We start from the raw sequence: 23,917 nt of genomic DNA on the forward strand, positions 1-23,917 counted from the left end.
GCGGGAAGTGTTACGGCCAAATGCCGGGCCTGCCAAGGGCATTGCCAATGCCGCGCGGGGGATTACCTTCGGGGCGAAACACGGAGGTCACGATGGACGAGCGCAGGGTGATGCTGCTGACGGGGGCAAGCCGGGGGATCGGCCATGCCACGGTGAAGCGATTCGCGCGCGAGGGGTGGCGGATCATCACCTGTTCGCGCCAGCCCTTCCCCGAGGAATGCCCCTGGGGCGGCGGGCGCGAGGATCACATCCAGATCGACCTTGCCGATCCGTCGAAGACGATCGAGGCGATCGAGGAGATCCGCGCGCGCCTCGACGGCCGGCTCGATGCGCTGGTGAACAACGCGGGGATCTCGCCGAAGGGGGCGGGCGGCAGCCGGCTCAATTCGATCGAGACCGACCTGCGCACTTGGGGCCAGGTGTTCCACGTCAATTTCTTCGCGCCGATCGTGCTCGCGCGCGGGCTGAAGGACGAGCTGTCCGCGGCGAAGGGGGCGGTGGTCAATGTCACCTCGATCGCGGGCTCGCGCGTGCATCCCTTTGCCGGCGCCGCCTATGCGACCTCGAAGGCGGCGCTGAAGGCGCTGACGCGGGAAATGGCGCATGACTTCGGCCCGCTCGGGGTGCGGGTGAACGCGATCGCGCCGGGCGAGATCGAGACCTCGATCCTGTCGCCCGGCACCGAAAAGATCGTCGAGACCCTGCCGCTGCGCCGCCTCGGCCAGCCTGCGGAGGTGGCCGACGTGATCTGGTTCCTGTGCACCCAGGGCTCGAGCTATGTCACCGGCACCGAGATCGAGGTGAACGGCGGGCAGCACGTGTGAGCGGCCCCGGGGGCGCTGCCCCCGGACCCCCGGGATATTTGATGCGATTGGAAGACGGGGGGCCTTCCCTGCCGCCCGCGGGCCCCTCGTCCGAGCCCGTCCGGTTGCCGACGATTGCCCGGAGCAAGCGGGCTTGGATATGCCTGCCGTGTCAGCTGGCGGGCGCCCTGCCTTCGGTCAGGGGCACGGCTGGTGCCGGGCGCGCGGCCCGGGGGGCGGCGCTGGCCAAGGCCCTCGCCTGAGGCGTCACATCAGCCGGGCGAGCAGCCGCAGGAAGGTCTTGCGCTCGGCCGGGCGCAGCGGCGCAAGGGTGGTGCGCGTCACCTCCTTCGCCGCGGTGATCGCCGCGGCCAGCGCCGCCGCCCCCGCGGGCGTCAGCGAGACCGTGCGCCGGCGCCGGTCGCCCGGATCGGGCGCGGTGGCGAGCAGCCCGCGCTGCGCCAGCCGGTCGACCACGCCCTTCGTCGTCGCCCCGTCCATCTCGACCGAGCGGCCGAGCATGTTTTGCGACATCGCGCCCTGTTCGCCGAGCCGGTAGAGCACGGAAAACTGCGTCGTCGTCAGCCCGCCCGGCACCAGTTCGGAAAAGATCAGCGAGTTGCGCTGATAGGCGCGGCGCAGCATGTAGCCGACCTGCTCGTCGAGGACATAGCCGTGCCCCGCGCCGGGATCTTCCGCCTCCGCCATCTGTGCTCCTCCCCGGGCGGTCTCACACCGCCAGATAGGCGTCGCGGATCTCGGGCCTGGCCGCAAGCTCCGCGAAGCTGCCGTCGAACTTTTTCGACCCGCTTTCGATGATGATCGCGCGATCGGCGACGACACGGGCGAAATGCAGGTTCTGCTCCGAGATCATCACCGTCAGCCCCTGCGCCTTCAGCCGCAGGATCGCATGGGCCATCTGCTCGACGATCACCGGGGCGATGCCCTCGGACGGCTCGTCGAGCAGCAGCAGGGCCGGATTGCCCATCAGCGTGCGGGCGATGGTCAGCATCTGCTGTTCGCCCCCCGACATCGCCTTGCCGAGCCGGTTGCGGCGCTCGTAGAGGTTCGGGAACAGCTCGAAAAGCGCATCCACCGTCCAGAACGGCGCGCCGTCGCGGCGCGGCTGGCGGCCGACCTCGAGGATCTCGAGCACGGTGAGGGCGGTGAAGATGCGCCGGTCCTCGGGGACATAGCCGATGCCCGCGCGCGCCACCCGGTAGGAGGGCTGGCCCACGAGCTCGCGCCCGGCAAGGGTCACGCTGCCCGTGCGCGGCCGCACGATCTGGATGATCGACTTCATCGTCGTGCTCTTGCCCGCGCCGTTGCGGCCCAGCAGCGCCACCACCTCGCCGCGGCCGACCGAGAAGGACAGATCCTGCAGGATATGCGCCTTGCCGTAGAAGCTGTTGACGTCGCGCAGCTCAAGCATGGTCGATCTCCTTGAAGAGCATCCCGCCGCCCAGATAGACCTCCTGCACCTGCGGGTTGGCGCGCACCTCGGCGGCATTGCCGTCGGCGATCAACTCGCCGCGGTTCAGCACCATGATGTGATGGGCATGGGCAAAGACCACGTCCATGTCATGCTCGGTGAAGAGCACGCTCAGCCCTTCCTCGGCGACGATCTCGGCGGTGAGCGCCATCAGCGCGATCCGGGCCGAGGGCGCCATGCCGGCGGTCGGTTCGTCCATCAGCAGCAGCCGCGGCCGGTGCGCAAGGGCGATGGCAAGCTCGAGCTTCTTCAGATCGCCATAGGCGAGCACCGAGCAGGGCCGCTCGGCCTGATCGGCCATCCCGACCCGGTCGAGCAGCGCCAGCGCCTCGGTCCGGTAAAGCGCCCGGGCCCGGCCGAAGAGCGAGAACACCCGCCGGTTGTGGCTGATCAGCGCCATCTGCACATTCTCGATCACCGTCATCGACTGGTAGGTGCCGGTGATCTGGAAGGTGCGGCCGACGCCGCGGCGCCAGATCACCCGCGGCGGCAGGCCGGTGATGCGCGCGCCGTCCAGGAAGACCTCGCCGCGCGTCGGCCGGATCTGCCCGGTCAGCATGTTGAAGCAGGTCGACTTGCCGGCGCCGTTCGGCCCGATCAGCGCCTTCATCTCGCCCTCGCGGACGGTGAAGCTGATGCCCTTCACCGCCTCGAAGGTGCCATAGGATTTGGCGAGGTCTTCGACCCGCAGGATCTCGGTCATCTCAATCCGCCTCCGTGTGCTTCACCAGGCCAAGGCGCAGCCCCAGCCGGCGTACCGAGCCGACGATGCCCTCGGGCGCGAGGATCACCACCGCGATGATGATGAGGCCCAGCAGCAGCCGCCAGTAATGGAGCCGGGTCAGCCAGTCCTCGATCGCCGCCATGAAGGTGGCGCCGACGATGCCACCCGAGAGCGTCTTCACCCCGCCGAGGAAGACGACGATGAGCGCGTCGAAGCTCTTGCCGATCTCGAGCTCGGTCGGAAAGACCGAGCCCTTGGCGAAGACGAAAAGCCCGCCCGCCAGCCCCGCCAGCGCACCGGCAAGCGCGAAGGCCACGTATTGCACGCGCTTGACGTCGATCCCCATCGCCTCGGCCTGCCGCGCGCTGTCACGCCCGGCGCGCAGCGCATAGCCGAAGGGGGCATGGATCACCGTGCGCAGGAACAGGATGCCGAGCACGCCGACGACCAGGGTGAAGTAGTAATAGGGCGCGGTTCCCGACAGCCACGCCGAGGGCCAGATGTCGATCAGCCCGTCATCGCCACGGGTGACGGCGCGCCACTGGAACACCAGCGACCAGACCAGCTGGCTGAAGGCGAGGGTGAGCATGGCGAAATAGACGCCCGAGAGCCGGATGCAGAACCAGCCGATGACAAGCGCCAGCATCCCCGCGCCCAGCGGCGCGATGAGGAAGGCGATCTCCATCGGCGTCTTCGCATAGGTCACCATCAGCGCCGCGGCATAGGCGCCGCCGCCATAGAAGGCGGCATGGCCGAAGCTGACGAGCCCGCCGGTGCCGAGGATGAACTGCAGCGAGGCGGCGAAGAGCGCGAAGATCACGATATCGGTCAGCAGCACCAGCGCGAAGGGCTGGGTCACCAGCGGCAGCAGCGCCAGCACGAGCAGCAGCGCCGCCACGGCGAGGCGTCCGCGCCGGCCGAAGGGGCGGATCGGGGTCTCGGGGGCGCCGGACTGGCCATGCTCGCCCGCCACCTCTTCCTTGCCCAGAAGCCCGTAGGGCCGCACGATCAGCACGATCGCCATCACCACGAACATCAGCACCAGCGTCGATTGCGGCAGATAGGCAACGCCGAAGACGTTCAGCACCGAGATCAGCACCGCGGCGATGAAGGCGCCGGGCAGGCTGCCCATGCCGCCGATCACGGTGACGACGAAGAGCGGGCCGATGATGTTGAAATCCATCAGGAGGTCGGCGCCGCCCTTCGGCAGCTGCAACGCGCCGCCCCAGCCCGCAAGCGCCGAGCCGAGCGCGAAGACCCCGGTGAAGAGCCAGCGCTGATTGACGCCAAGCGCCGCCACCATCTCGCGGTCCTGGGTCGCGGCGCGGACCAGCACGCCAAGCCGGGTCTTCGCGATCAGCGCCCAGAGCGCGAGCAGGATGAAGGGTGTGATGCAGATCAGCACGATGTCGTATTTCGGGATCGGCTCGCCGAAGATGCGGAACACGCCGCGCAGGCCGGGCGCGCGCGGGCCCATCTGGTCCTCCGCTCCCCAGGTCATCAGCGCGAGGTCCTGGATGACCAGGATCACGCCGAAGGTGGCGACCAGCTGGAACAGCTCGGGCGCGCGGTAGATCGGCCGCAGCACCACGATCTCGATCAGCGCGCCGGCAAGGCCGACGATCAGCCCGGTGAGCACGATCGCGCCCCAGAAGCCGAAATGCGGGCCCAGAACCCCGGGCAGCACGCCCATCAGCGTGATCCCGACATAGGCGCCGAGCATGTAGAACGAGCCATGGGCGAAGTTGACGATCCGGGTCACGCCGAAGATCAGCGACAGCCCCGAGGCGACAAGAAACAGTGCCGCGGCATTGGCGAGCCCGGTCAGGAGCTGCGCGATGAAGAATCCCATCGGGACATCCTCTGTCGGAAGGAGGACCCGGCCCCGGGAAGAGGGGCCGGGCAGGGGGCCGGCTCAGTTCGCCGGGCGCATCGCCCGGATCTCGTCATCCGAGGGCATGTAGGGCACGGGGTTCTTGTATTCCCAGTCGACCATCACGCCCTTGCCGTCCTTGACGGCGAGCGTGCCGACATAGGCGCCGAGCGTCGACTGATGGTCGATCGCGCGATATTCGAGCGGCCCGACCGGGGTCGACGGCACCTCGAGCCCCTCGAAGGCCTTGATCAGCGAGGCGGTGTCGGTGGCGCCGGCCTTCTGGATCGCCGCGGCCACGGATTTCGCCATCGTGTAGCCGACAAGGCTGCCCATCTTCGGGGTCTCGCCGGTGGCGGTCTCATAGGCCGCGACGAAGTCCTTGCCGGGGCCGTCGGGCAGGTCGTACCAAGGGTAGCCGGTCACGTACCAGCCCTCGGGCGCCTCGTCGCCGAGCGGTTCGAGATATTCCGGCTCGCCGGTCAGCATCGAATAGACGCCGCGCCCGTCGAAGAGGCCGCGGTCGCTGCCCTCGCGCACGAATTTCGCGAGGTCGGCACCGAAGGTGACGTTGAAGATCGCGTCGGGCTTCGCCTTCTCGATCGCCTGCACCTCGGCCGCGGCGTCGATCTTGAACAGTGCCGGCCATTGCTCGTCGACGAATTCGACGTCGGGCTTCAGCCGCTTGAGGTTCGCCTTGAACGCCTCAACCGCCTCGGTGCCATAGGAATAGTTCGGTGCGATCGTGGCATAGGTCTTGGCGTCGGTCTTCGCCGCCTGTTCGGCCAGCATCGCCGCCTGCACCCAGGTCGAGACCCGCAGCCGGAAGGTGTTCGGGTTGCCTGACTTCCACACCAGCGTATCGGCGAGCGGCTCGCCGGCGAGGTAGAGATAGTTCTTCTCCTTGGCGAAGGACGACAGCGCGATGCCCACGTTCGACAGGATCGCGCCGGTGAACATCACCGTGCCCTCGCGGGTCATCAGATCCTCGGCGATCTTCACCGCCTCGCCCGGGTCGCCCTGATCGTCGCGGAAGACGAATTCGAGCGGCCGGCCCAGCACGCCGCCCCCGGCGTTGACCTCGGCGACCGCCAGCTCGATGCCCTTGCGATAGGGTTCGGCGAAGGCGGCCATGCGCTTGTAATGGTTGATGTCACCGATCTTGATCGGGTCCTCGGCGAAGGCCGGGGCCGAGAGCACGGTGACCGCCGTGGCAGCGGCGAGCAGGCTGCGTAGGATGTTCATGTGGTCGTCTCTCCTGTTGGCGGGGCGGGGCCCCGGTTGCCATGTGCCGGGTTTGCCCCGGTCATCGTTAGCATTCCTCGGCCGGGGATGTCCCCGGCAAAGCTTTCAGCGCAGGCCGTCCTTCCCCTCGGCCTCGGCATGGCTCAGCCCGCCGACGCGGGCGAGCGGCCGCCCGCCGGTCGCAAGCGCGATGGCGACGACGATCTCGCCCGGGCGCGGCGCGTCGGCGATGCGAATCTCCATGCCGTCGAAATGGCTGCGGACATAGGCCGCATCCTTGTGGCCCAGCGGAATGTCCAGCACCTGTCCGATGCCGCCCATCTTCTTCGAGGACGGCACCAGCGCCGCGCCGCCGCCAAGCGCCGCACGCAGGGGCGCGCCCATCTTCGGGTGAAGCAGCGCCGCGGCATGTTCAAGCTCGCCCGCCTCGCCGACCAGCGCCGCCTTGCCATAGCTTTGCACCGCGGCCGGATCGCCCCCGAGCGCGGCGATCGCCTCGGCGGCGAGTAGCCCGCCCAGCTCGGCGCCGATCTCGATCAGCTCGGTGAGGTCCTCGGCATAGCGGCCGGCGAAGGGGTTCGCGATCACCGCCGCGGCGGCCGCGCGGCGCGCCGGCGGCGTGACGGCGCGGCCCATCTCGCGCTCGACCGTCTCGGTCAGGGTCACGAGCTTGCGGATCGCGGCCCGCATCAGCGCAGCCCGTCTTCGCCGATCACGTCCTCGGCCTTCAGGCCGCCGACGCGGGCGTGGATGCGCGGGCCGGTGGTCATCACCAGCACCAGAAGCAGCTCGTCGGCCTTCGGCGCATCGGCGAGCCCCACCTCCATCGCGTCGAAATGGCTGCGCACATAGGAGGCGTTCGAATGGGTGATCGGCACGTCAAGGCGCGTGCCCGGCCCGCCGAGCTTCTTCGTCGAGGGCACGATCGCGGCCGAGGCCGGCAGCAGCTCGCGCATCGCATAGCCGCCCGGCACATGCCACAGCGCGCCATGCTCGATCTCGCCCGCGGCGCCGACGATGGCGCCCTTGCCATAGCCCTCGATCGCCGCCGGATCGCCGCCGAGCGCGTCGATCAGCTCGCGCGCCATGCGCAGGCCAAGCGGCTTCAGATCGTCCATGAAGCCCGCGATCTCGGCGTGATAGGCGCCGGCGAAGGGGTTCTTGATGACGACGAGCGCTGCGCCCTTCTTCAGCGGCACCTCGGCCGCCGGGCCGCCCTCGTGCCAGATCGTCTCGATCTGGAGCGCGGTTTTGCGGATCTCGGGTTCAGGCACGGGAAAGCTCCTTTCCGGCAAGGGTGCGGCGATGCTCGCCGAGCGAGAGATAGGCGGCGCGGATCAGCCCGCGCGCGCGAAAGGTTTCGGCGCAGGCGCAGCCGCTGTCGAGGGCCGTTTCGCAGTCGGCCGCGCTCAGCGCGCCGACATCGGTGGTGACCGGGATCGCGCCAAGGTCGCTGTCGGGGAAAAGGCTGCGGGCCGGGGCGCGGGTGATGGCGGCATGGCCGGGCAGGTCGACGGCATTCGCGATCAGCGTCGCCGCGACATCGGCACTGGCGGCGTCATCTGCGAGCACCGTCACCGCATCGGCGATGCCGCGCGAGAAGGAGCGCCCGCGCCAGCCCGAGGTGGCGATGCCGCCGATGCCGGCCTCGGCCGGCAGCGCGATCCGGCCGCCGGCGCGTCCGGTCTGCGGGTCGTCGCAGATCGCGACGCGCACGCAGCCCTCGCCCTGCCACAGCGCGATGTCGCCGCCGTTGTTCACCGAAAGCCGGGAGAGGCCATGGCCCGGTTGCAGCGCGGCCGCCAGCAGGTGATCTGCGGTGGCGCCGGCGACGGCGGCCATCGGGGTGACGAAGACGCCCGCGAAGGGGGCGACGGCCGTCACCATCCGCCGCGCCACCGCGCCCGCGGGCATCGCCCCTTCGGGCGCGCGCAGCCGCGGCAGCTCGCCGGCAAGCTCGGCCAGCAGCGGGGCGAAGACCTCTCGCACCCGTGCGAAGGCCGCCATCCGCGCGGGCGCTTCGCCCTCGGCAGTGACGATCACGTCCGAGGGGCCGTGCACCAGCCGCAGCCGGCGCCCGTCGGCCGAGACCATGACGTCGAGGCTGTCGGCGAGGTCCCTCATCGTGCGTCCTTGCCGAGCGGCGTGACGGGCCAGGGCGCGCCCTCGGCCCGGCCCGCGGCGCGGCGGCCCGACAGGATGTGGTCGCTTTGCCGCCCCGGCACGCCCTGCAGCGCTTCGGACAGCGGCACGATATGATCCATGTGCCCGCCAAGCGCGGCGTAATCGTCGCGGCGCAGGGTGAACTCGATCGGCGCGACAAGGGCCGGGGTGGGCACATAGCCGAAAGCGTTCTTCGGCATCTGCGTGACATCGGCCATGAAGGTGATGCCGCCGCCGGGCCAGATATAGGCCGGCGCGCCGCCCACCGTCACCCGGGTCAGCGCCGCCTGCACCGAGCGGGTGAGCCCGACCGGGTTTTGCGTGACCCCGGCGCGCAGGCTGCCGCCGGCGCCCGCCATGAACAGCACCGAGGCGCGGGCGGGCTCGCAATTCTCGGCGATGCGGCGGGTCGAGGGCAGAAGCCGTGCGGGGATCTCCTTTTCGACCGGGCGCAGGTCTTCGTCGAGCTCGTAATAGGCGGCGTGCTCGCCGGTGGTCGAGACCATCAGCAGCGACAGCCCCGGTCGCGCCAGCTTCGGGTTCCAGGGCCCGAGGATGGCCAGCGGGTCGGTCAGATCGGTGCCGCCCCAGCCGGTGCCGGGCTCGGCCACCTGGAAATAGCGCCCGGGCGTCGAGCGGCGGCCGAGCAGCTTGATCCCCGTAGGCTCCCAGCCGATCACCTTGCCGGCCTGATGCTCGCTCATCACCCCGGTGATGTGATCGTCGACCACCACCACCTCGTCGACGAGGCCCTGCCACTGCGCCGCGAACATGCCGATGGTGGCCGAGCCGCAGCCGACGCGCATCCGCTCCTCGGTCTGGCCGTTCACCACCGGCGCGTGGCCCGCCTGCACCGTCAGTTCGGCGCCATTGTCGATCGTCAGATCGACCGCCTCGCCGTTGCACAGCGCCAGCAGCGTCGCGCAGGTGACCCGGCCCTCCTTCTTCGAGCCGCCGGTGAGGTGGTTCACGCCGCCGAGGCTGAGCATCTGGCTGCCGTATTCCGAGGTGGTGACATGGCCGATCACCTCGCCCTCGGCGCGCACCGCGGCGCATTCGCTGCCCAGATGCCGGTCGGTGTCGATCTTCACCTTGGCGCCGCAATAGGAAAAGATCCCCTCGGTCACCACCGTCACCATGTCCGCCCCCTCATACTCCGAGGCGACGATGAAGGGCGCGGGCTTGTAGTCGGGATAGGTGGTGCCGGCGCCGATCGCGGTGACGAACTGCTGGCTGCCGCCGATCACGTCGCCGTCCCAGTCGCGCTCGAGGAAAGGCACGAGGCGCTCCTCGCTGCCGGCGCGGGCGCGGTTCTCGAGAATGGTGAGCGGGTCGAGGCGGACCAGCTGCCCGCCCTCGTTGGCATAGCGGTCACAGGCGCCGGCGCGGCCTTCGGCGATGTAGCACATCACCGGGCAGGCATCGCAGCGGATCTTCGCGGCGGCATCGCGGGGCGTTTCGGCGCTCTCGGTCTCGGTCACAGGACACCTCTCCGGCATCCGGGCAGGCGGATGCGCAAATCGTTTGCATACAAGCGGACATGAGTCGCGCCCGGCGTCAACAGTTTCCGTCCCTCGTGCCGGGCTTGCGGGCGTCATCCGGGGGCCGGGGCGGCATTTGCACAGAAACCCGGCAGTTTCGCCAGCACCTGCCGAATTTCCTGTGATCTTCAATAAAACCGCCGGAAATCGCCGGAGCGCCGGGCACCGCCGGGGTGCGGTGGGAGTCGGTCCTGCCCTGCCGCGGGGGGGGGCGGGATCATCCGTGCCCTGCCTGATTTTGTGGCGCCGGATGCCGCTTTTGCGCGCAAATTATCGTTTGCATACGAATGAAATCTTTCCGGAAACGCTTTCCGCCCTGCCGCCGGCTTCGCGCGATTGACAGCCGGCCGCGGCGGTTCCTAGCCTGACCGGGCCGGCCCTGCGCCGGGCCCCTCCGACAGCGGTTCAGGACGAAGACCCATGACAGAGACTGCAGCCAGTTCCGGCATCGTCGCCGGCATCGACGTCGGCGGCACCTTCACCGATCTCGTGCTCTATGACAGCCGGGCGGGGGCGGTGCGGCTTGCCAAGGTGCCGACCACGCTCGACAACCAGTCGACCGGCGTCGTCGGCGCGCTCGATGCCGCCGGGGCCGAGATCGCGGCGCTCGACCTGATCGTGCACGGCACCACCACCACCACCAACGCGGTGCTGGAACGCGCCCTGTGCAAGACCGGGCTGATCACCACGCTGGGCTTTCGTGACGTGCTGGAGCTTGGCCGCCGCACCCGGCCGCAGGCCTATGGGCTGAAGGGCAGCTTCCGGCCGCTGATCCCGCGCGACCTGCGGCTCGAGATCCCCGAACGGATGGATGCCTCGGGCGCCGAGCTTGTGGCGCTCGACGAGGCGGCGCTGCGCGACGCGATCGGGCGGCTCAAGGCCGAGGGCTGCGAGGCGCTGGTGATCCATTTCCTCCATGCCTACGCGAACCCCGCGCATGAGCTGCGCGCGGGCGAGATCGCGGCCGGGCTCTGGCCGAACGAGAACATCACGCTCGGCCATGCGCTGCTGTCCGAAAGCCGCGAGTTCGAGCGCGGCGTGACCGCGGCGGTGAATGCCTCGGTGCAGCCGCTGCTGCGCCGCTATGTCGAGCGGCTGGCCGACAGGCTGGCGGCGCGCGGCTATCGCCACGACCTCCTGGTGATGAACGGCAACGGCGGCATGGTCTCGGCGCGGATCGTGGCGAAGGAGGCGGCGAAGACGGTGATGTCGGGGCCGGCCTCAGGGGTGATGGCCGCGGCCTATACCGGGCGGCGCGCCGGCATTCCGGACCTGCTGACCTATGACATGGGCGGCACCTCGACCGATGTCGCGCTGATCCGCGGCGCCGAACCCGCGGTGAGCCACGAGATCGAGATCGAATATGCGATGCCGATCCATGTGCCGATGGTCGATGTGCGCACGGTCGGCGCCGGCGGCGGCTCGATCGCGCGGGTGAACGCGGCGGGGCTGCTGCAGGTGGGGCCCGAGTCGGCTGGCTCGACCCCGGGGCCGATCTGCTATGGCCGCGGTGGCACCCGCCCGACGATTTCGGATGCGAACCTGCTGCTTGGCCGGATGAACCCCGAAAAGCTGAATGCGGCCTCCGCGCAGGTCTCGCTCGATACGCTGCGCACGATCTTTGCGGCCGAGCTGGGCGTGCCCCTCGGCGTCGGCGCCGAGGATGCGGCGGCGGCGGTGCTGCGGATCGCCACGGCGAAGATGGCCGATGCGGTGCGCATGGTCTCGATCAGCCTTGGCGAGGACCCGCGCGATTTCGCGCTCTTCGCCTTCGGCGGCGCCGGGCCGCTCCATGCCAGCGCCATCGCGCGCGAACTTGGCGTGCCGCGGGTGCTGGTGCCGGCGCGGCCGGGCATCACCAATGCGCTGGGCTGCGTCGTGGCCGATCTGCGCCATGACTTCGTGAACACGGTGAACAAGCCGCTTGATCTGGTCGACATCGAGGCGCTGCACGCGGTCTTTGCCCGGCAGATCGAGACCGGCACCGCGGCGATCAACGCCGAGGCGGTCGCGGTCGAGGAGATCCGGGTGCTGCCCTCGGTCGACATGCAGTTCATCGGCCAGACTCACCTGCTGCGGGTGCCGCTGCCGGGCCCGACGCCCAGCCGCGAGGAGCTGCGCGCGCTCTTCGAGGCGGCCTATTTCCGCCGCTTCCAGGTCGAGCTGCCCGAGATCCGGCCGGCGCTCGTCAACGTCAACACCTCGGTCATCGGGCGCCGGCCCGAGATCGACCTCGGCCTGCTGATCGACGCCGCCGGGCGCCGCGCCACGCTGGCTGAGGCGCAGACCGGCAGCCGCCCGGTGTGGTTCGACGGCTGGGTCGAGACCCCGGTCTACTGGCGCGACCACCTGCCGGCGACGGCGGTGGTCGTGGGCCCCGCGATCATCGAGCAGATGGACACGACCATCGTTCTCGAACCCGGCGACAGCGCCGCGCAGGACCATGACGGCAACATCCTCATCACCCTGAAAGGTGCGGCATGACCCTCGATCCGATCACCCTGTCGGTCATCCAGTCCGGCCTGCAGCAGGTCTGCGACGAGATGGACCTGAGCTTTTCGCGCGCCGCCTTCTCGCCGGTGATCGCCGAGGCGAACGACCGCTCCGACGGCATCTATTCGGCCGAGGACGGCTCGCTGATCGCGCAGGGCTCGCAGGGGCTGCCGGTCTTCGTCGGCACGATGCAATATTCGACCCGGACGCTGATCGAATGGATCGCCGACGGCCGCGCGATCGCGCCGAAACCCGGTGACATCTACATCGTCAACGACCCCTATCTGGGCGGCACCCATCTGATGGACGTGCGCTTCGCCATGCCGGTGTGGCGCGATGGCAAGATCTTCTGCTGGCTCAGCAACACCGGGCACTGGCCCGATACCGGCGGTGCGGTGCCGGGCGGGTTCTCGGCCTCGGCCACCGCGGTCGAGCAGGAGGGGCTGCGGCTGCCGCCAGTGCGGCTGTTCAAGGAAGGCAGGCTCGATCCCGAGATCTACGGCATCATCTGCTCGAACATCCGGGTGGCCGATCAGCGCATCGGCGACGTCAAGGCGCAGGCGGCAGCGCTTTACGTCGGCGAAAGCCGGCTCACGCGCCTCCTTGATCGCTATGGCGACGACACCGTGCGCGCCGCCATCGCCGAGCTGCGGGTGCGTGCGGCCGAGCAGATGCGCGCCGGCATCCGCGAGATCGCGCCCGGCACCTATGCCGCGACCGCCTATGTCGACAGCGACGGCGTGGTGAACGAGCCGCTCGAGATCCGCCTGACGATCACCGCGACGGGCGAGAAGCTGATCTTCGACTTCGCCGGCTCCTCGGCGCCCTGCGCGGGGCCGATGAACTCGGTGCTGGCGACGACGCTGTCCTCGGTCTATCTGGCGATGCGGCACATCTTCCCCGATGTGCCGATCTCGGCGGGCGCCTTCGAGCCGCTCGAGATCATCCGCCCCACCGGCACCTTCCTTGACGCGCAATACCCCCGCCCGGTCTCGGGCTGCGCGGCCGAGGTCAGCCAGCGCATCGCCGAGGCGGTCTTCGCGGCGCTGGTCGAGGCGCTGCCCGAGCGCGTCACCGCCTCGCCCGCGGGCTCGTCGGGCAACTTCGCCTTGGGCGGTTCGGTGCCGGAAGAGGGGCGCAGCTTCGTGATGTATCAGATCTCGGGCGGCGGCTATGGCGGCTGGTCGGGCGGTGACGGCATCTCGAACGGCTGCTCGACCATCGGCATCTCGAAGGCGCCGCCGGTCGAGATCATGGAACAGGCCTATCCGGTGCTTTATCACCGCTACGCGCTGCGCGAGGGCTCGGGCGGGGCAGGGCGGCACCGCGGCGGCTTCGGCCTCGATTACGAGGTCGAGCTGCGCAAGGGCACGGCACGGGCGAGCTTCGTGATGGACCACGGCCGCTTCGGGCCGCAGGGCGCGCTGGGCGGGGGCGACGGCATGGTGAACCACGTCACCGTCACCCGCGGCGGCGAGAGCTTTACCCCCGAGCATCTGTCGAAGGCGCAGGACATCCCGCTGAGCGCGGGCGACCGGGTGCGCGTCGGCACGCCGGGCGGCGGCGGCTATGGCGACCCGTTCACCCGCCCGCCCGAGCTGGTGGCCGAGGATGTGCGCCTTGGCCGCTATTCGCGCGAGGAGGCGCGGGCGCTGTTCGGCGTGGCGCTCGGGGCGGGGTTTGTGCCCGACGCGGCGGAAACCGCGGTGCTGCGGGCTGCGCGCCGGTTCTGAGGAAAGACCACTCACGACAGGGAAGGGGGCCTTGCGGGGCCCCCTTTCGCGTCAGTGGCGGGTGGCGCGGGCGCGCCCGACGGTCTCGGCAAGCCCGGTCCAGTCCGGTTTTCCGGGGGCGAGGGTGCGGCGCAGGAAGCCCGCGATCTCGGCGATGCGGGCATCGCTCAGCGCCGGGGCGAAGCCCGGCATCGCCGCGCCGCCGCCCGGTGTGGCCGGCACGCCCTCGAGGATCGCATGAATGAGCCCGTCGGGGCGGTCGGCGTGCACCGTGCTCGAAAAGGCAAGCGGCACCGTGGCGCCCGAGGCAAGCCGCAGCGGGCCCGGCAGGTGGCACGAGCCGCAGGCGGCCCCGAACAGCCGCGCAGCCGGATCGGTCGCGGTTTCGAGCGCCTGTTGCGCCGTGGCCGCCAGCGTCTCGGCCGCGGGCTCGGGCGCTGCGGGGGCGGGGGCAAGGCTGGCCAGATAGGTCGCCATCGCGCGGATGTCGGCGTCGGGGAGTTCGGCGAGCGCCGCGATCACCGGCGCCATCGGCCCCGCCGCCGCGCCATGACGGCCCGAGCGGCCGTTGCGCAGATAGTCGTAAAGATCGGCCTCGGTCCAGGCGAGGGGGCCGGGCCCGGTGCCGTTCAGCGCCGGTGCCGTCCAGCCGCCCACCGTGCCGCCCGCCAGATGCGCGGCGCCCGTCCGCTCGGCCCCAAGCGCGTTGCGCGGGCTGTGGCACGAGGCGCAATGCCCCGCCCCCTCGACCAGATAGGCGCCGCGGTTCCAGACCGCGCCTTGCGTCGGGTCGGGGCTGAAGGGCGTGGCGGTGTGGAACAGCGCATTCCACGCCGCCATCGTGCCGCGCAGGTTCACCGGCGCGATCATCCGGCTTGGCGGCACCTCGGCGCGCACCGGCGGCAGCGACTGGATATAGGCGTAGAGCGCCTGCATGTCGTCTTCGGTGATCTTCGCGAAGGCGGTGTAGGGGAAGGCCGGGTAGAGGTGATGGCCATCGCGCGAGATCCCCTCGCGCATCGCCCGCGCGAAGGCCGGATAGGACCAGGCGCCGAGGCCGGTCTCCGGGTCGGGCGTCAGGTTCGTCGAATGCACGGTGCCGAAGGGCGTCTCGATCGCACGCCCGCCGGTCAGCGGCACGCCGCCTTCGGCGGTGTGGCAGGCGGCGCAATCGCCCGCGGCAAAGACCTGCCGGCCGCGGGCAAGGGTCTCGGCCGACCACAGCCCGGCGGCGGGGGGCGCGCTGCGCGGGATCTCGGCGCGGAAGGCGGGGAAGGCGACGGCGCCGGCCATCAGCCCGCCGGCAATCCCCGCCGCAAGCGTCGCCGCCATCCGCGCAAACCGCCGGCGCCGTGGCGGCGGGGCGGCGATCGCGCGCGGCATCGGCGCCCCGGCCAGCGCCGCGCGCACCCGCTCGGGGGTGAAGGGCAGCTCTCGCATCCGCACCCCGGTCGCGTCGAAGATCGCATTCGCGATCGCCGCGGCCGAGGGCACCGAGGCGCTTTCGCCGACGCCGAGCGGCGGTTCATCAGGGCGCTCGATCAGCACCGAACGGACCTCGGGCAGATCCTCGAAGCGGGCGAGCGGATAGGCGCCCCAGTCCCTGTCGGCGACCGAGATCGCGTCGAAGGTGACGGCCTCGTTCAGGGCGCGGCTGAGCGATTGCACGACATTGCCGTGCAGCTGGTGGCGCACCCCGTCGGGGTTGATCATCAGCCCCGAATCCTGCCCGACCAGCACCTTCGTCAGGCTGACCTCGCCGGTGCGCCGGTTCACCGCCACCTCGGCCATCCAGGCGGCCTGCGCCGCGGCGACGCCCGGGAAGGTGCCATGCACATAGGTCGCATGGGCAAAGCCCTGACCGAAGGCAAACTCCCCCTCGCCGCTCAGCCGGGGCCCGGTGCGGGGCTGCCAGCCGCCTTCCTCGGCGGTGCGGCGGATCAGCTCGGCGGTGCGGGCATCGTCGATATGGCGCAGCCGGAAGGCGACCGGGTCCTCGCCCGCCTCGGCCGCCAGCTCGTCGATGAAGCATTCATGCGCGAAGGTGTTGGGCAGGGCCGAGACGCCGCGAAACCACGAGGCGCGCACGATCGGCGCCATGTCATGCACCGCGACGCGCAGGTTCTCGATCCGGTAGGGCGGGATCGCGGTGCGGTCGCCCATATCCGAGGGCTGCGGCGAAGGGTCGATTGCCCCGGTCAGCAACAGCGCCAGGTTCGGCCCGCGGTTCGAGGGATAGCGGGTCTCGAAATCATAGGCGTCGAAGCGGCCGTCTTCGCTGAGCCCGCCGCGCACCTCCATCAGCTGCGCCGCGCCCTTCGGCTCCCACAGGTGTTCCTGCTCGCGCGTCAGCTGCACCCGCACCGGCCGTCCGACGGCACGGGCCAGAAGCGCCGCGTCGCCGCAGACGTCATCGGCGCAGTTGCGGCCATAGCAGCCCGCCGCCTCGTGGCGGTGGATGTCGATCGCCTCCTCGGGCATCTCCATCAGCCGGGCGATGTCGCCGCGCAGCATGTGCGGGTTCTGCGTGCCCGACCAGATCTCGAGCCGCCCGGCCTCGAACCGCGCCACCGCGCAGGAGGGGCCGATCGAGCCGTGCATCTGCCACGGCCAGCTATAGCTGCGGGCAAGCTGCACCTTCGCCCGGGACAGCGCGCCCTCGACATCGCCGCGATCGGTCAGCACCCGTTTCGTCGCCGGCAGATCGCGCAGGGTGCCGGCGATGTCGCCCAGATCCGGCAGCTCGGGCGGCAGCGCCCAGCGGACCTTCAGCGCCTCGGCGATGGTGCGGGCCTGGCCCTCGCGCTCGGCCACCACGGCGAGGAAGTCGCGGATCCGGACGATGGCGACAAGGCCGGGCAGATGCGCGACCGAGGCCTCGTCGACCGCAAGCAGGCTGTGGCCGATGAAGGGGCCGCTGTCGCGCCCGGCATAGGGCGGGCGGAGCACATGGCCGTGCAGCATCCCGGGCAGGCGCACGTCATGGACATAGGTCCAGGTGCCGGTGGCCTTGCCGGGCAGGTCGACGCGCGGGCTCGGCCGGCCGACGGTGCGATACTCGGCCGGCGTCTTCACCCGGGCGGCGGGGTCAAGCTCGGCGCGGATCGACTGGTTCGCGAGCAGCGTGGCGAAATCGGCGGTGCCGGCCTCGCCCGCAACCACGCCTGCGTGGATCGTCAGCGTCTCGGGCGCGCAGCCGAAGCGGGTCGCGGCGAGGCCCAGCAGGATCGCCCGCGCCTGCGCCGCCGCCGCGCGCAGCGGCACCGCGGCGAACTGGATCGATTCCGAGGCGATGGTCGGCCCCTGATCGGGGGTGCGGGTGGTGTCGCCCAGCACCATGCGCACGCGCGCAGGCGGCAGGTCGAGCTCTTCGGCGACGATCTGGCCAAGCGCGGTGCGCAGGCCGGTGCCCAGATCGACATGGCCGTTGAAGCCGGTGACGGCGCCCGTGGTGTCGATGGCCAGCAGGGTCTCGGGCCCGGCCTTGCCGGCACGCCAGATCGTCAGCGCGGTCATCTGCGCGCCTCGTCCATCAGTTCGACCGCGCGCTCGGCGGCGCGCAGGATCTCGAGATGCGTGCCGCAGCGGCACAGGTTGTGGCGCAGCGCGCGGGCGAGGGTGGCACGGTCCGGCGCGGGCGTGTCGCGCAGCAACGCCGTCACCGTCACGATCATGCCGTTCAGGCAATAGCCGCATTGCGCGCCCTCTTCCTCGATGAAGGCGCGCTGCACCGGATGCGGCGCCTCGGGCGTGCCGAGGCCTTCGAGCGTCGTCACCTGCCGCCCCGCGACCGCGCCGAGCGTCATCACGCAGGCCCGCGCCGCCTGCCCGTCCACCAGAACCGAGCAGGCGCCGCATTCGCCATAGCCGCAGCCGTATTTCGGTCCGTTCAGGCCAAGGTCGTTGCGCAGCACCTCGAGCAGCGAGGTCTGCGGTGGCAGATCGAGCGCGTGGTCCTGCCCGTTCACGGCAAGGCGGATGGTCATTCCCGGGCTCCCTGTTGTGCGCGCCGTGGCCGGGTCCGGGGCCCTTGCGACGGCGGGTTCCGTGTCTCGAAACCGTTTGCATACAAATAAACCGGCTGTGCCCCCCGGCCGTCAAGAAAAGCCCGCACCGGGACGGGATACAGCACGGGAAGCGGCTGCGCCGCGCGCCGGGGTGCGGAAAATGCGGGCAGTCGGGGAAAGCGGGCGACGCGGGCGGCGGCGGGAAAATCTGCGCCATTCGCATGGCGGGATTGATCACATTTCATGTCAGCCATATTGACTTGTTCCGCGGCCGGGTTGACGAGAGCCCACTTGATGATCTGGGGGAAAGCATGTCCTTGACGAATCTTTTTGCCACGCGGACCGAAGGAATGAAGGCCTCGGAGATCCGCGAGCTGCTCAAGCTTCTGGACCAGCCCGAGATCATTTCCTTCGCCGGCGGCATCCCCGACCCGGCGCTGTTCCCGCGCGAGGCCTTTGCGCGCGCCATGGCCCGCGCCGTCTCGGCCGAGGCGGCGGGCACCACGCTGCAATATGCGCAATCCGAGGGCTATCTGCCGCTGCGCCGCTGGATCGTCGGCTACATGGCAACGCTCGGCATCACCTGCACGCCCGAGAACGTGCTGATCACCGCGGGCTCGCAGCAGGCGCTCGACTATCTCGGCAAGCTGTTCATCGACCCGGCCGACACTGCGCTTGTCGGCTGGCCGACCTATCTCGGCGCGCTTGGCGCCTTCAACGCCTACCAGCCGCGCTATGACCGGCTCGACCCGGTGGCGAACCGCGGCCCGGCCGAGATCGCGGCCGATGCCGACGCCGCGGGCGGGCGGGTGAAATTCGCCTATCTCTCGGCCGATTTCGCCAACCCGACCGGGGTCACGCTGGATCTCGCCGAGCGCGAGGCGGTGCTCGACATGGCGGAAACGCTCGACATCGCGGTGATCGAGGACGCGGCCTATCAGGCGTTGCGCTATTCGGGCACCGCCTATCCGCCGCTGCTGGCGATCGAGATGGCGCGCAAGGGCGATCTCGAGGCCTGCCGGACGATCTATTGCGGCTCCTTCTCGAAGACGCTGGCGCCCGGTCTGCGCGTGGGCTGGGTGGTGGCGGCGAAGCCGGTGATCGGCCAGCTCGTGCTGATGAAGCAGGCCGCCGACCTGCAGACCGCGACGCTGAACCAGGTGGTCACCGCCGAGGTTGCCGAGGAGCTGTTCGACGAACACGTCGCGACGCTGCGCAAGGTCTATGGCGCGCGGCTGCAGGCGATGCTCGCCTCGCTCGAGCGGCACATGCCGAAAAGCGTGAGCTGGACCCGCCCCGAGGGCGGCATGTTCATCTGGGTGCATCTGCCCGAGGGCGAGGATGGCGCCAAGCTGCTCGAACGGGCGCTGGCCACCGAGAAGGTCGCCTTCGTGCCCGGCAACGCCTTCTTCGCCGACGGCTCGAACCGCAACACGCTGCGGCTGAACTTCTCGATGTCGGACGAGGCGGCGATCGACGCGGGCATCCAGCGCCTTGCCCGGGTGATGGACGCCGCCGGCATCCGCTGACCCCCCTCGCGCGCGGCAAAGGCTGGCCTGCGCCGCGCGCAAGCGCTACTGAAGGGGGGTATTCTGTCCGGAGGTTTCATGTCCGCTGCCCTTCCCCCCCGCACCGCGCTCGTCACCGGCTCGTCCGGCTTCATCGGTTTCCACCTGTGCCGGCGTCTGCTGGACGAGGGCTGGCGGGTGCTCGGGCTCGACAACCTGTCGGATTATTACGACGTCTCGCTGAAGGAACGCCGGCAGGCGATGCTGGCGCAGAACGCGGGCTTCTCGGTGGTCAATGACAGCGTCGAGACCCCCGGCCTGATGCTGCGGCTGTTCGAGGAGCACCGCCCCGACGTGGTGGTGCATCTGGCCGCGCAGGCGGGCGTGCGCTATTCGATCGAGAACCCGCGCTCCTATCTCGAAAGCAACATTGTCGGCACCTTCGAGATCCTCGAGGCCGCGCGCGCCTTCCCGCCGGCGCATATGCTGCTCGCCTCCACCTCCTCGGCCTATGGTGCGAACACCGAGATGCCCTATCGCGAGGTGATGAAGGCCGATCACCAGATGTCCTTCTATGCCGCGACGAAGAAGGCGACCGAGTCGATGGCGCATTCCTATGCCCATCTCTTCGGCCTGCCGGTCACCATGTTCCGCTTCTTCACCGTCTACGGCCCCTGGGGCCGGCCGGACATGGCGCTGTTCAAGTTCACCAAGGCGATCCTCGAAGGCCGGCCGATCGACGTCTACAATTACGGCGACATGAAGCGCGACTTCACCTATGTCACCGACCTTGTCGAGGCGATCCGGCTGCTGATCGACGCGGTGCCGGTGCGGCCCGAGGACGGCGTGGTGGCCGAGGGCGACAGCCTGTCGCCGGTCGCGCCCTGGCGGGTCGTCAACATCGGCAATTCCGAGCCGGTGCAACTGACCGATTACATCGCCGCGATCGAGACGGCGACGGGCCGGGTGGCCGAGCGCAACCTGATGCCGATGCAGGCAGGCGACGTGCCCGCGACCTGGGCCGACACCACGCTTTTGCAAAGGCTCACCGGCTATCATCCGAAGACCCGGGTGCCCGAGGGGGTGAAGGCCTTCGTCGACTGGTATCGCGACTACTATCAGGTCTGAGCCCGTCTCCGATCCGCGGGGCGCCGCTGCGGCATCGCGGGCGGTTGCGCCGGGCGGACATATCGGTCAAGTCTCGGGCGGGCGCGGGGGCAGGGCTGCCGTGCCACTGTCCGCCTCCGGCTGCGGGGGCCATCCCGAGGGAGAGGCGATGACGCCGGTTCCGCCCGCCGCCGCGCCGCGGCCCGACCCAGATCACGTTGCCGCGCATGACACTGCCTGGCTGCTGGTGCAGATCCGCTGGGTGGCGATTGCCAGCCAGTTCGCCGCCACCGTCTATGCCGCGCAGGTGCTGGGCATCGACCTGCCGCGCGGGCAGATGGCCACGGTCTCGGCGCTGCTCGTCGCCTTCAACCTGCTCACCGCGCTCTCGCTGCGGCCGAAGGGGCCGCCGGTGCCCGACTGGGTGATCGCCGCGCAGCTTGGCTTCGACACGCTCGCCGGCACCATGCTGCTGGCGCTGTCAGGCGGGGCGCTGAACCCCTTCACGCTGCTGCTTCTGGTGCCGGTGATGCTGGCGGTGTCGCTCTGCGCCCCGGCGCGGGCCTTGCCGATCTATCTGCTGGCGAATGCCTGCGTCTGGGGGCTGACGCTGCTGCCCGCACCGCCCGGGCGCGGCACCGGGGCGATCTTCCTCGCCTTCATCCTCGCCTCGACCATCCTCAGCTGGTTCACCCTGCGCCTGCGTGCAAACCTCGCCGCCCGCGCCGCCGCGATCGAGGCCTTGCACCGCGAACGCGCCGAGGCCGATCAGCTGGTGGGTCTTGGCCTGCTCGCCTCGGGCATGGCGCACGAGCTCGGCACGCCGCTGACCACGCTTGCCGTCACCCTCGACGACTGGGCCGAGCTCGGCCTGCCCGACGAGCCCGGGCGCAGCGCCGCACTGAGCGCGATGATCGCCGAGGTGAAGCGCTGCCGCGAGATCGTCAGCCGCACCCTGCGCGCCGCCGGCCGCGAGCGTTTCGAGGCCGCCGCCGAAGTCCGCGCCGAGCCCGAATTCCGCCGCCTGCTCGCGCTCTGGAGCATGACGCGCGACCGGTCGCCGGTGCCGCTTGCCGTCACCCCGGGCCCCCAGGCCCGCTTCCTGACCGAGCCGATGTTCGAGGCGGCGGCGCTGAACCTGCTCGACAATGCCGAGGCGGCGGCGCCCGGCACGCTCGCCGCCACGCTCTCGGTCACCGCCGAGGATGTCGTCTTCACCCTGACCGATCGCGGCCCGGGGTTCCCGGCCGCGGTGCTCGACCACCCGGGCGCGCCCTTCGTCTCGGGCAGCCCCGAGGCCGGGCGCGGCCTTGGCCTCTTTCTCACCCGCAACGCGCTCGCCCGTCTCGGCGGGCGGATGGAGCTTTCGAATGGCGACAGGGGCGCGGTGATCCGCATCACCCTGCCGCGCCTTGACCGCGACGGAGACCTTGCATGACCGACGACACGCCCCGCCGCCTGCTGATCGTCGAGGATGACGCCCGCCTTGCGGCAACGCTCGCCGAATCCTTCCTGCGCCGCGGCTACGAGGTGCAGGTGGCCGCGCGCGAGGCGGGCGCGCTCGAGACCGCGCGGCGCCACCCGCCGACCCATGCGATCGTCGATCTGAAGCTGGCCGAGGGCTCGGGCCTCGGGGTGGTGCGGGAGCTTGCCGCGCGCGATCCGGACACCCGCATCGTCGTGCTGACCGGCTTTGCCGCGATCTCGACCGCGGTCGAGGCGATCAAGCTCGGTGCGACGCAATACCTTGCGAAACCCGCCACCGCGCGCGAGATCGAGGCCGCCTTCGGCCATCGCGCGGGCGAGGCCCTGCCCGAGATCGAGGCGCCGCAGACCGGGCTGCGCGAACAGGAATGGGAGCTGATCCAGCGCACCCTTGCCGAGGCGGAGTTCAACATCTCCGAGGCGGCGCGGCGGCTTGGCCTGCATCGGCGGACGCTGGCGCGCAAGCTGGCGGCGCGGCGCGAGGGCGGCGAGGCGGAATGAAAAGGCCGCCCGGGGTAAGGAGACCCGGGCGGCGAGTGAACCCAAGACCAAAGGGACGCGGTCAGGGCTGCGCGGCGGCTGGACATCCGCCACGAAGGGGTGGGGTCACGGCTTCGGGTCGTGACTGCCGATCATCATCCGGTCATTGAGCATTTCGAGCCACATCGCGTTTGCGACGGCGATGAGGGCGGCGAGGGGGAGGCCGAGGATCCAGGCGAAGTACCACATGGGATGCGTCCTTTCTCAGTAGGCGTTCTTGTTTTCAGTGATCTCGGCGACGGTGACCTTGCCCCAGAGCACCTTGTAGACCCAGGCGGTGTAGGCAAGGATGATCGGCACGAAGATCACCGAGACGACGAGCATCACGAACAGCGTCAGGTGCGAGGAAGAGGCGTCCCAGACGGTGAGCGAAGCGTCGGGCTGGATCGAGGAGGGCAGGATGAACGGAAACATCGTCAGCCCGACCGAGGCGATCACGCCGAAGATCGCCAGCCCCGAGAAGATCAGTGCCGCCCCGTTTCCCTTGCGCATCGCGAGGATCGCCAGCGCCATGCCGGCGATGCCCAGAACCGGCGCGATCGCGATCCAGGGCCGCAGCGCATAGGCCGCAAGCCACGAGCCCTGATGCGCGACGGTGCTGAGCAGCGGGTTCGACGGCCCGTTCGCCGCGACCTCGGAGGTCAGCGCATAGCCCGGGATGCCGTAGGCCAGCCAGACACCGGCGAGCACATAGGCCGCGATCGCCACGAGCCCCGCGACCGAACCGATCGCGATCGCGCGGCGCTGCACCGCGCCCTCGGTCTTCAGCGTCAGCCAGCCCGCGCCATGCAGCAGCAGCATGCTCAGCGAGACCACGCCCGCAAGCAGCGCGAAGGGGTTCAGCAGACCGAGGAACTTCGCATAGAAGGCGCCGGGGTAGAGCGGCATCAGATCCTCGGTGATCTGGAACGGCACGCCCTGCAGCACATTGCCGACGGCGACGCCGAAGATCAGCGCCGGCACCGCGCCGCCGACGAAGAGCGCCCAGTCCCAGCCGTTGCGCCAGGCATGGCCCTCGCGCTTCGAGCGGTACTTGAAGCCCACCGGGCGCAGGATCAGCGCCGCGAGCACCGCGAACATCGCGAGGTAGAAGCCCGAGAAGCTGACCGCGTAAAGCGGCGGCCAGGCGGCGAAGATCGCGCCGCCGCCGAGGATGAACCACACCTGGTTGCCTTCCCAGACCGGGCCGACGGTGTTGATCAC

The 23,917-nt window shown here is 70.3% G+C and carries 20 protein-coding genes; 7 read left to right on the forward strand and 13 right to left on the reverse strand.

Annotation, left to right across the window (positions count from 1 at the left end; genetic code table 11):
• The first annotated feature begins 92 nt into the window (after positions 1-92).
• Positions 93-824 carry an SDR family NAD(P)-dependent oxidoreductase gene (locus EOW66_RS17675; RefSeq protein ID WP_128157667.1) on the forward strand — a complete coding sequence of 244 codons (732 nt, stop codon included), beginning with the start codon at positions 93-95 and terminating at the stop codon, positions 822-824.
• A gap of 246 nt (positions 825-1,070) precedes the next feature.
• On the opposite strand, the gene EOW66_RS17680 is transcribed toward EOW66_RS17675, so the two are convergent.
• The 9 genes from EOW66_RS17680 to EOW66_RS17720 all read right to left on the reverse strand — a co-directional run bounded on the left by EOW66_RS17680 (position 1,071) and on the right by EOW66_RS17720 (position 9,709).
• Entirely contained in the window at positions 1,071-1,511 is a 441-nt protein-coding gene (locus EOW66_RS17680; protein ID WP_128157669.1) for a MarR family winged helix-turn-helix transcriptional regulator, read from the reverse strand.
• A 22-nt stretch (positions 1,512-1,533) separates the two neighbouring features.
• Positions 1,534-2,235 carry an ABC transporter ATP-binding protein gene (locus EOW66_RS17685; protein WP_128157671.1) on the reverse strand — a complete coding sequence of 234 codons (702 nt, stop codon included), beginning with the start codon at positions 2,233-2,235 and terminating at the stop codon, positions 1,534-1,536.
• A complete protein-coding gene (locus tag EOW66_RS17690; protein ID WP_113901924.1) occupies positions 2,228-2,998 on the reverse strand; it encodes an ABC transporter ATP-binding protein in 771 nt (256 codons plus the stop codon). The genes EOW66_RS17685 and EOW66_RS17690 overlap by 8 nt, the downstream gene beginning before the upstream one ends.
• A gap of 1 nt (position 2,999) precedes the next feature.
• Positions 3,000-4,871, reverse strand: a complete 1,872-nt coding sequence (locus EOW66_RS17695; protein WP_128157673.1) for an ABC transporter permease — start codon at positions 4,869-4,871, stop codon at positions 3,000-3,002.
• 63 nt (positions 4,872-4,934) lie between these two features.
• Entirely contained in the window at positions 4,935-6,137 is a 1,203-nt protein-coding gene (locus tag EOW66_RS17700; protein WP_128157674.1) for an ABC transporter substrate-binding protein, read from the reverse strand.
• Positions 6,138-6,242: 105 nt separating this feature from the next.
• The gene (locus EOW66_RS17705; RefSeq protein WP_128157675.1) at positions 6,243-6,827 is read right to left on the reverse strand and encodes an amino acid synthesis family protein; all 585 of its coding nucleotides are present in this window, start codon (positions 6,825-6,827) and stop codon (positions 6,243-6,245) included.
• Positions 6,827-7,411 carry an amino acid synthesis family protein gene (locus tag EOW66_RS17710; protein ID WP_121534816.1) on the reverse strand — a complete coding sequence of 195 codons (585 nt, stop codon included), beginning with the start codon at positions 7,409-7,411 and terminating at the stop codon, positions 6,827-6,829. The genes EOW66_RS17705 and EOW66_RS17710 overlap by 1 nt, the downstream gene beginning before the upstream one ends.
• A complete protein-coding gene (locus EOW66_RS17715) occupies positions 7,404-8,261 on the reverse strand; it encodes a UPF0280 family protein (protein ID WP_128157676.1) in 858 nt (285 codons plus the stop codon). The genes EOW66_RS17710 and EOW66_RS17715 overlap by 8 nt, the downstream gene beginning before the upstream one ends.
• On the reverse strand, positions 8,258-9,709 hold the full coding sequence (locus EOW66_RS17720) for a 6-hydroxynicotinate reductase (RefSeq protein WP_128157688.1): 1,452 nt from the start codon (positions 9,707-9,709) through the stop codon (positions 8,258-8,260). The genes EOW66_RS17715 and EOW66_RS17720 overlap by 4 nt, the downstream gene beginning before the upstream one ends.
• A gap of 552 nt (positions 9,710-10,261) precedes the next feature.
• Between EOW66_RS17720 and EOW66_RS17725 the strand changes: the two genes are divergently transcribed.
• Together EOW66_RS17725 and EOW66_RS17730 are read left to right on the forward strand one after the other, a co-directional pair.
• Positions 10,262-12,325: a hydantoinase/oxoprolinase family protein gene (locus EOW66_RS17725; RefSeq protein ID WP_128157677.1), complete on the forward strand. Its 2,064-nt coding sequence runs from the start codon at positions 10,262-10,264 to the stop codon at positions 12,323-12,325.
• Positions 12,322-14,067, forward strand: coding sequence for a hydantoinase B/oxoprolinase family protein (locus tag EOW66_RS17730; protein WP_128157678.1), 1,746 nt, complete (start codon positions 12,322-12,324; stop codon positions 14,065-14,067). The genes EOW66_RS17725 and EOW66_RS17730 overlap by 4 nt, the downstream gene beginning before the upstream one ends.
• 51 nt (positions 14,068-14,118) lie before the next feature.
• Here EOW66_RS17730 and EOW66_RS17735 read toward each other — a convergent pair whose 3' ends face one another.
• Together EOW66_RS17735 and EOW66_RS17740 are read right to left on the reverse strand one after the other, a co-directional pair.
• Entirely contained in the window at positions 14,119-17,583 is a 3,465-nt protein-coding gene (locus EOW66_RS17735; protein ID WP_128157679.1) for a molybdopterin cofactor-binding domain-containing protein, read from the reverse strand.
• The gene (locus EOW66_RS17740) at positions 17,580-18,053 is read right to left on the reverse strand and encodes a (2Fe-2S)-binding protein (RefSeq protein ID WP_128157680.1); all 474 of its coding nucleotides are present in this window, start codon (positions 18,051-18,053) and stop codon (positions 17,580-17,582) included. The genes EOW66_RS17735 and EOW66_RS17740 overlap by 4 nt, the downstream gene beginning before the upstream one ends.
• 332 nt (positions 18,054-18,385) lie before the next feature.
• On the opposite strand from EOW66_RS17740, the gene EOW66_RS17745 reads away from it, so the two are divergent.
• The 4 genes from EOW66_RS17745 to EOW66_RS17760 all read left to right on the forward strand — a co-directional run bounded on the left by EOW66_RS17745 (position 18,386) and on the right by EOW66_RS17760 (position 22,675).
• Positions 18,386-19,603: an aminotransferase-like domain-containing protein gene (locus tag EOW66_RS17745; RefSeq protein ID WP_128157681.1), complete on the forward strand. Its 1,218-nt coding sequence runs from the start codon at positions 18,386-18,388 to the stop codon at positions 19,601-19,603.
• A 78-nt stretch (positions 19,604-19,681) separates the two neighbouring features.
• Entirely contained in the window at positions 19,682-20,710 is a 1,029-nt protein-coding gene (locus EOW66_RS17750) for an NAD-dependent epimerase/dehydratase family protein (RefSeq protein ID WP_128157682.1), read from the forward strand.
• A gap of 148 nt (positions 20,711-20,858) precedes the next feature.
• Entirely contained in the window at positions 20,859-22,127 is a 1,269-nt protein-coding gene (locus EOW66_RS17755; RefSeq protein WP_128157683.1) for an ATP-binding protein, read from the forward strand.
• Positions 22,124-22,675 (forward strand): response regulator transcription factor, encoded by a 552-nt coding sequence (locus EOW66_RS17760; protein WP_128157684.1) that lies wholly within the window; start codon positions 22,124-22,126, stop codon positions 22,673-22,675. The genes EOW66_RS17755 and EOW66_RS17760 overlap by 4 nt, the downstream gene beginning before the upstream one ends.
• 105 nt (positions 22,676-22,780) lie before the next feature.
• On the opposite strand, the gene cydX is transcribed toward EOW66_RS17760, so the two are convergent.
• A complete protein-coding gene (gene cydX, locus EOW66_RS17765) occupies positions 22,781-22,903 on the reverse strand; it encodes a cytochrome bd-I oxidase subunit CydX (protein ID WP_128157685.1) in 123 nt (40 codons plus the stop codon).
• Positions 22,904-22,918: 15 nt separating this feature from the next.
• A partial coding sequence (gene cydB, locus EOW66_RS17770; RefSeq protein ID WP_128157686.1) for a cytochrome d ubiquinol oxidase subunit II occupies positions 22,919-23,917 on the reverse strand: 999 nt, incomplete at its 5' end.

Source organism: Paenirhodobacter huangdaonensis (assembly GCF_004022465.1).
GTDB lineage: Bacteria > Pseudomonadota > Alphaproteobacteria > Rhodobacterales > Rhodobacteraceae > Rhodobacter > Rhodobacter huangdaonensis.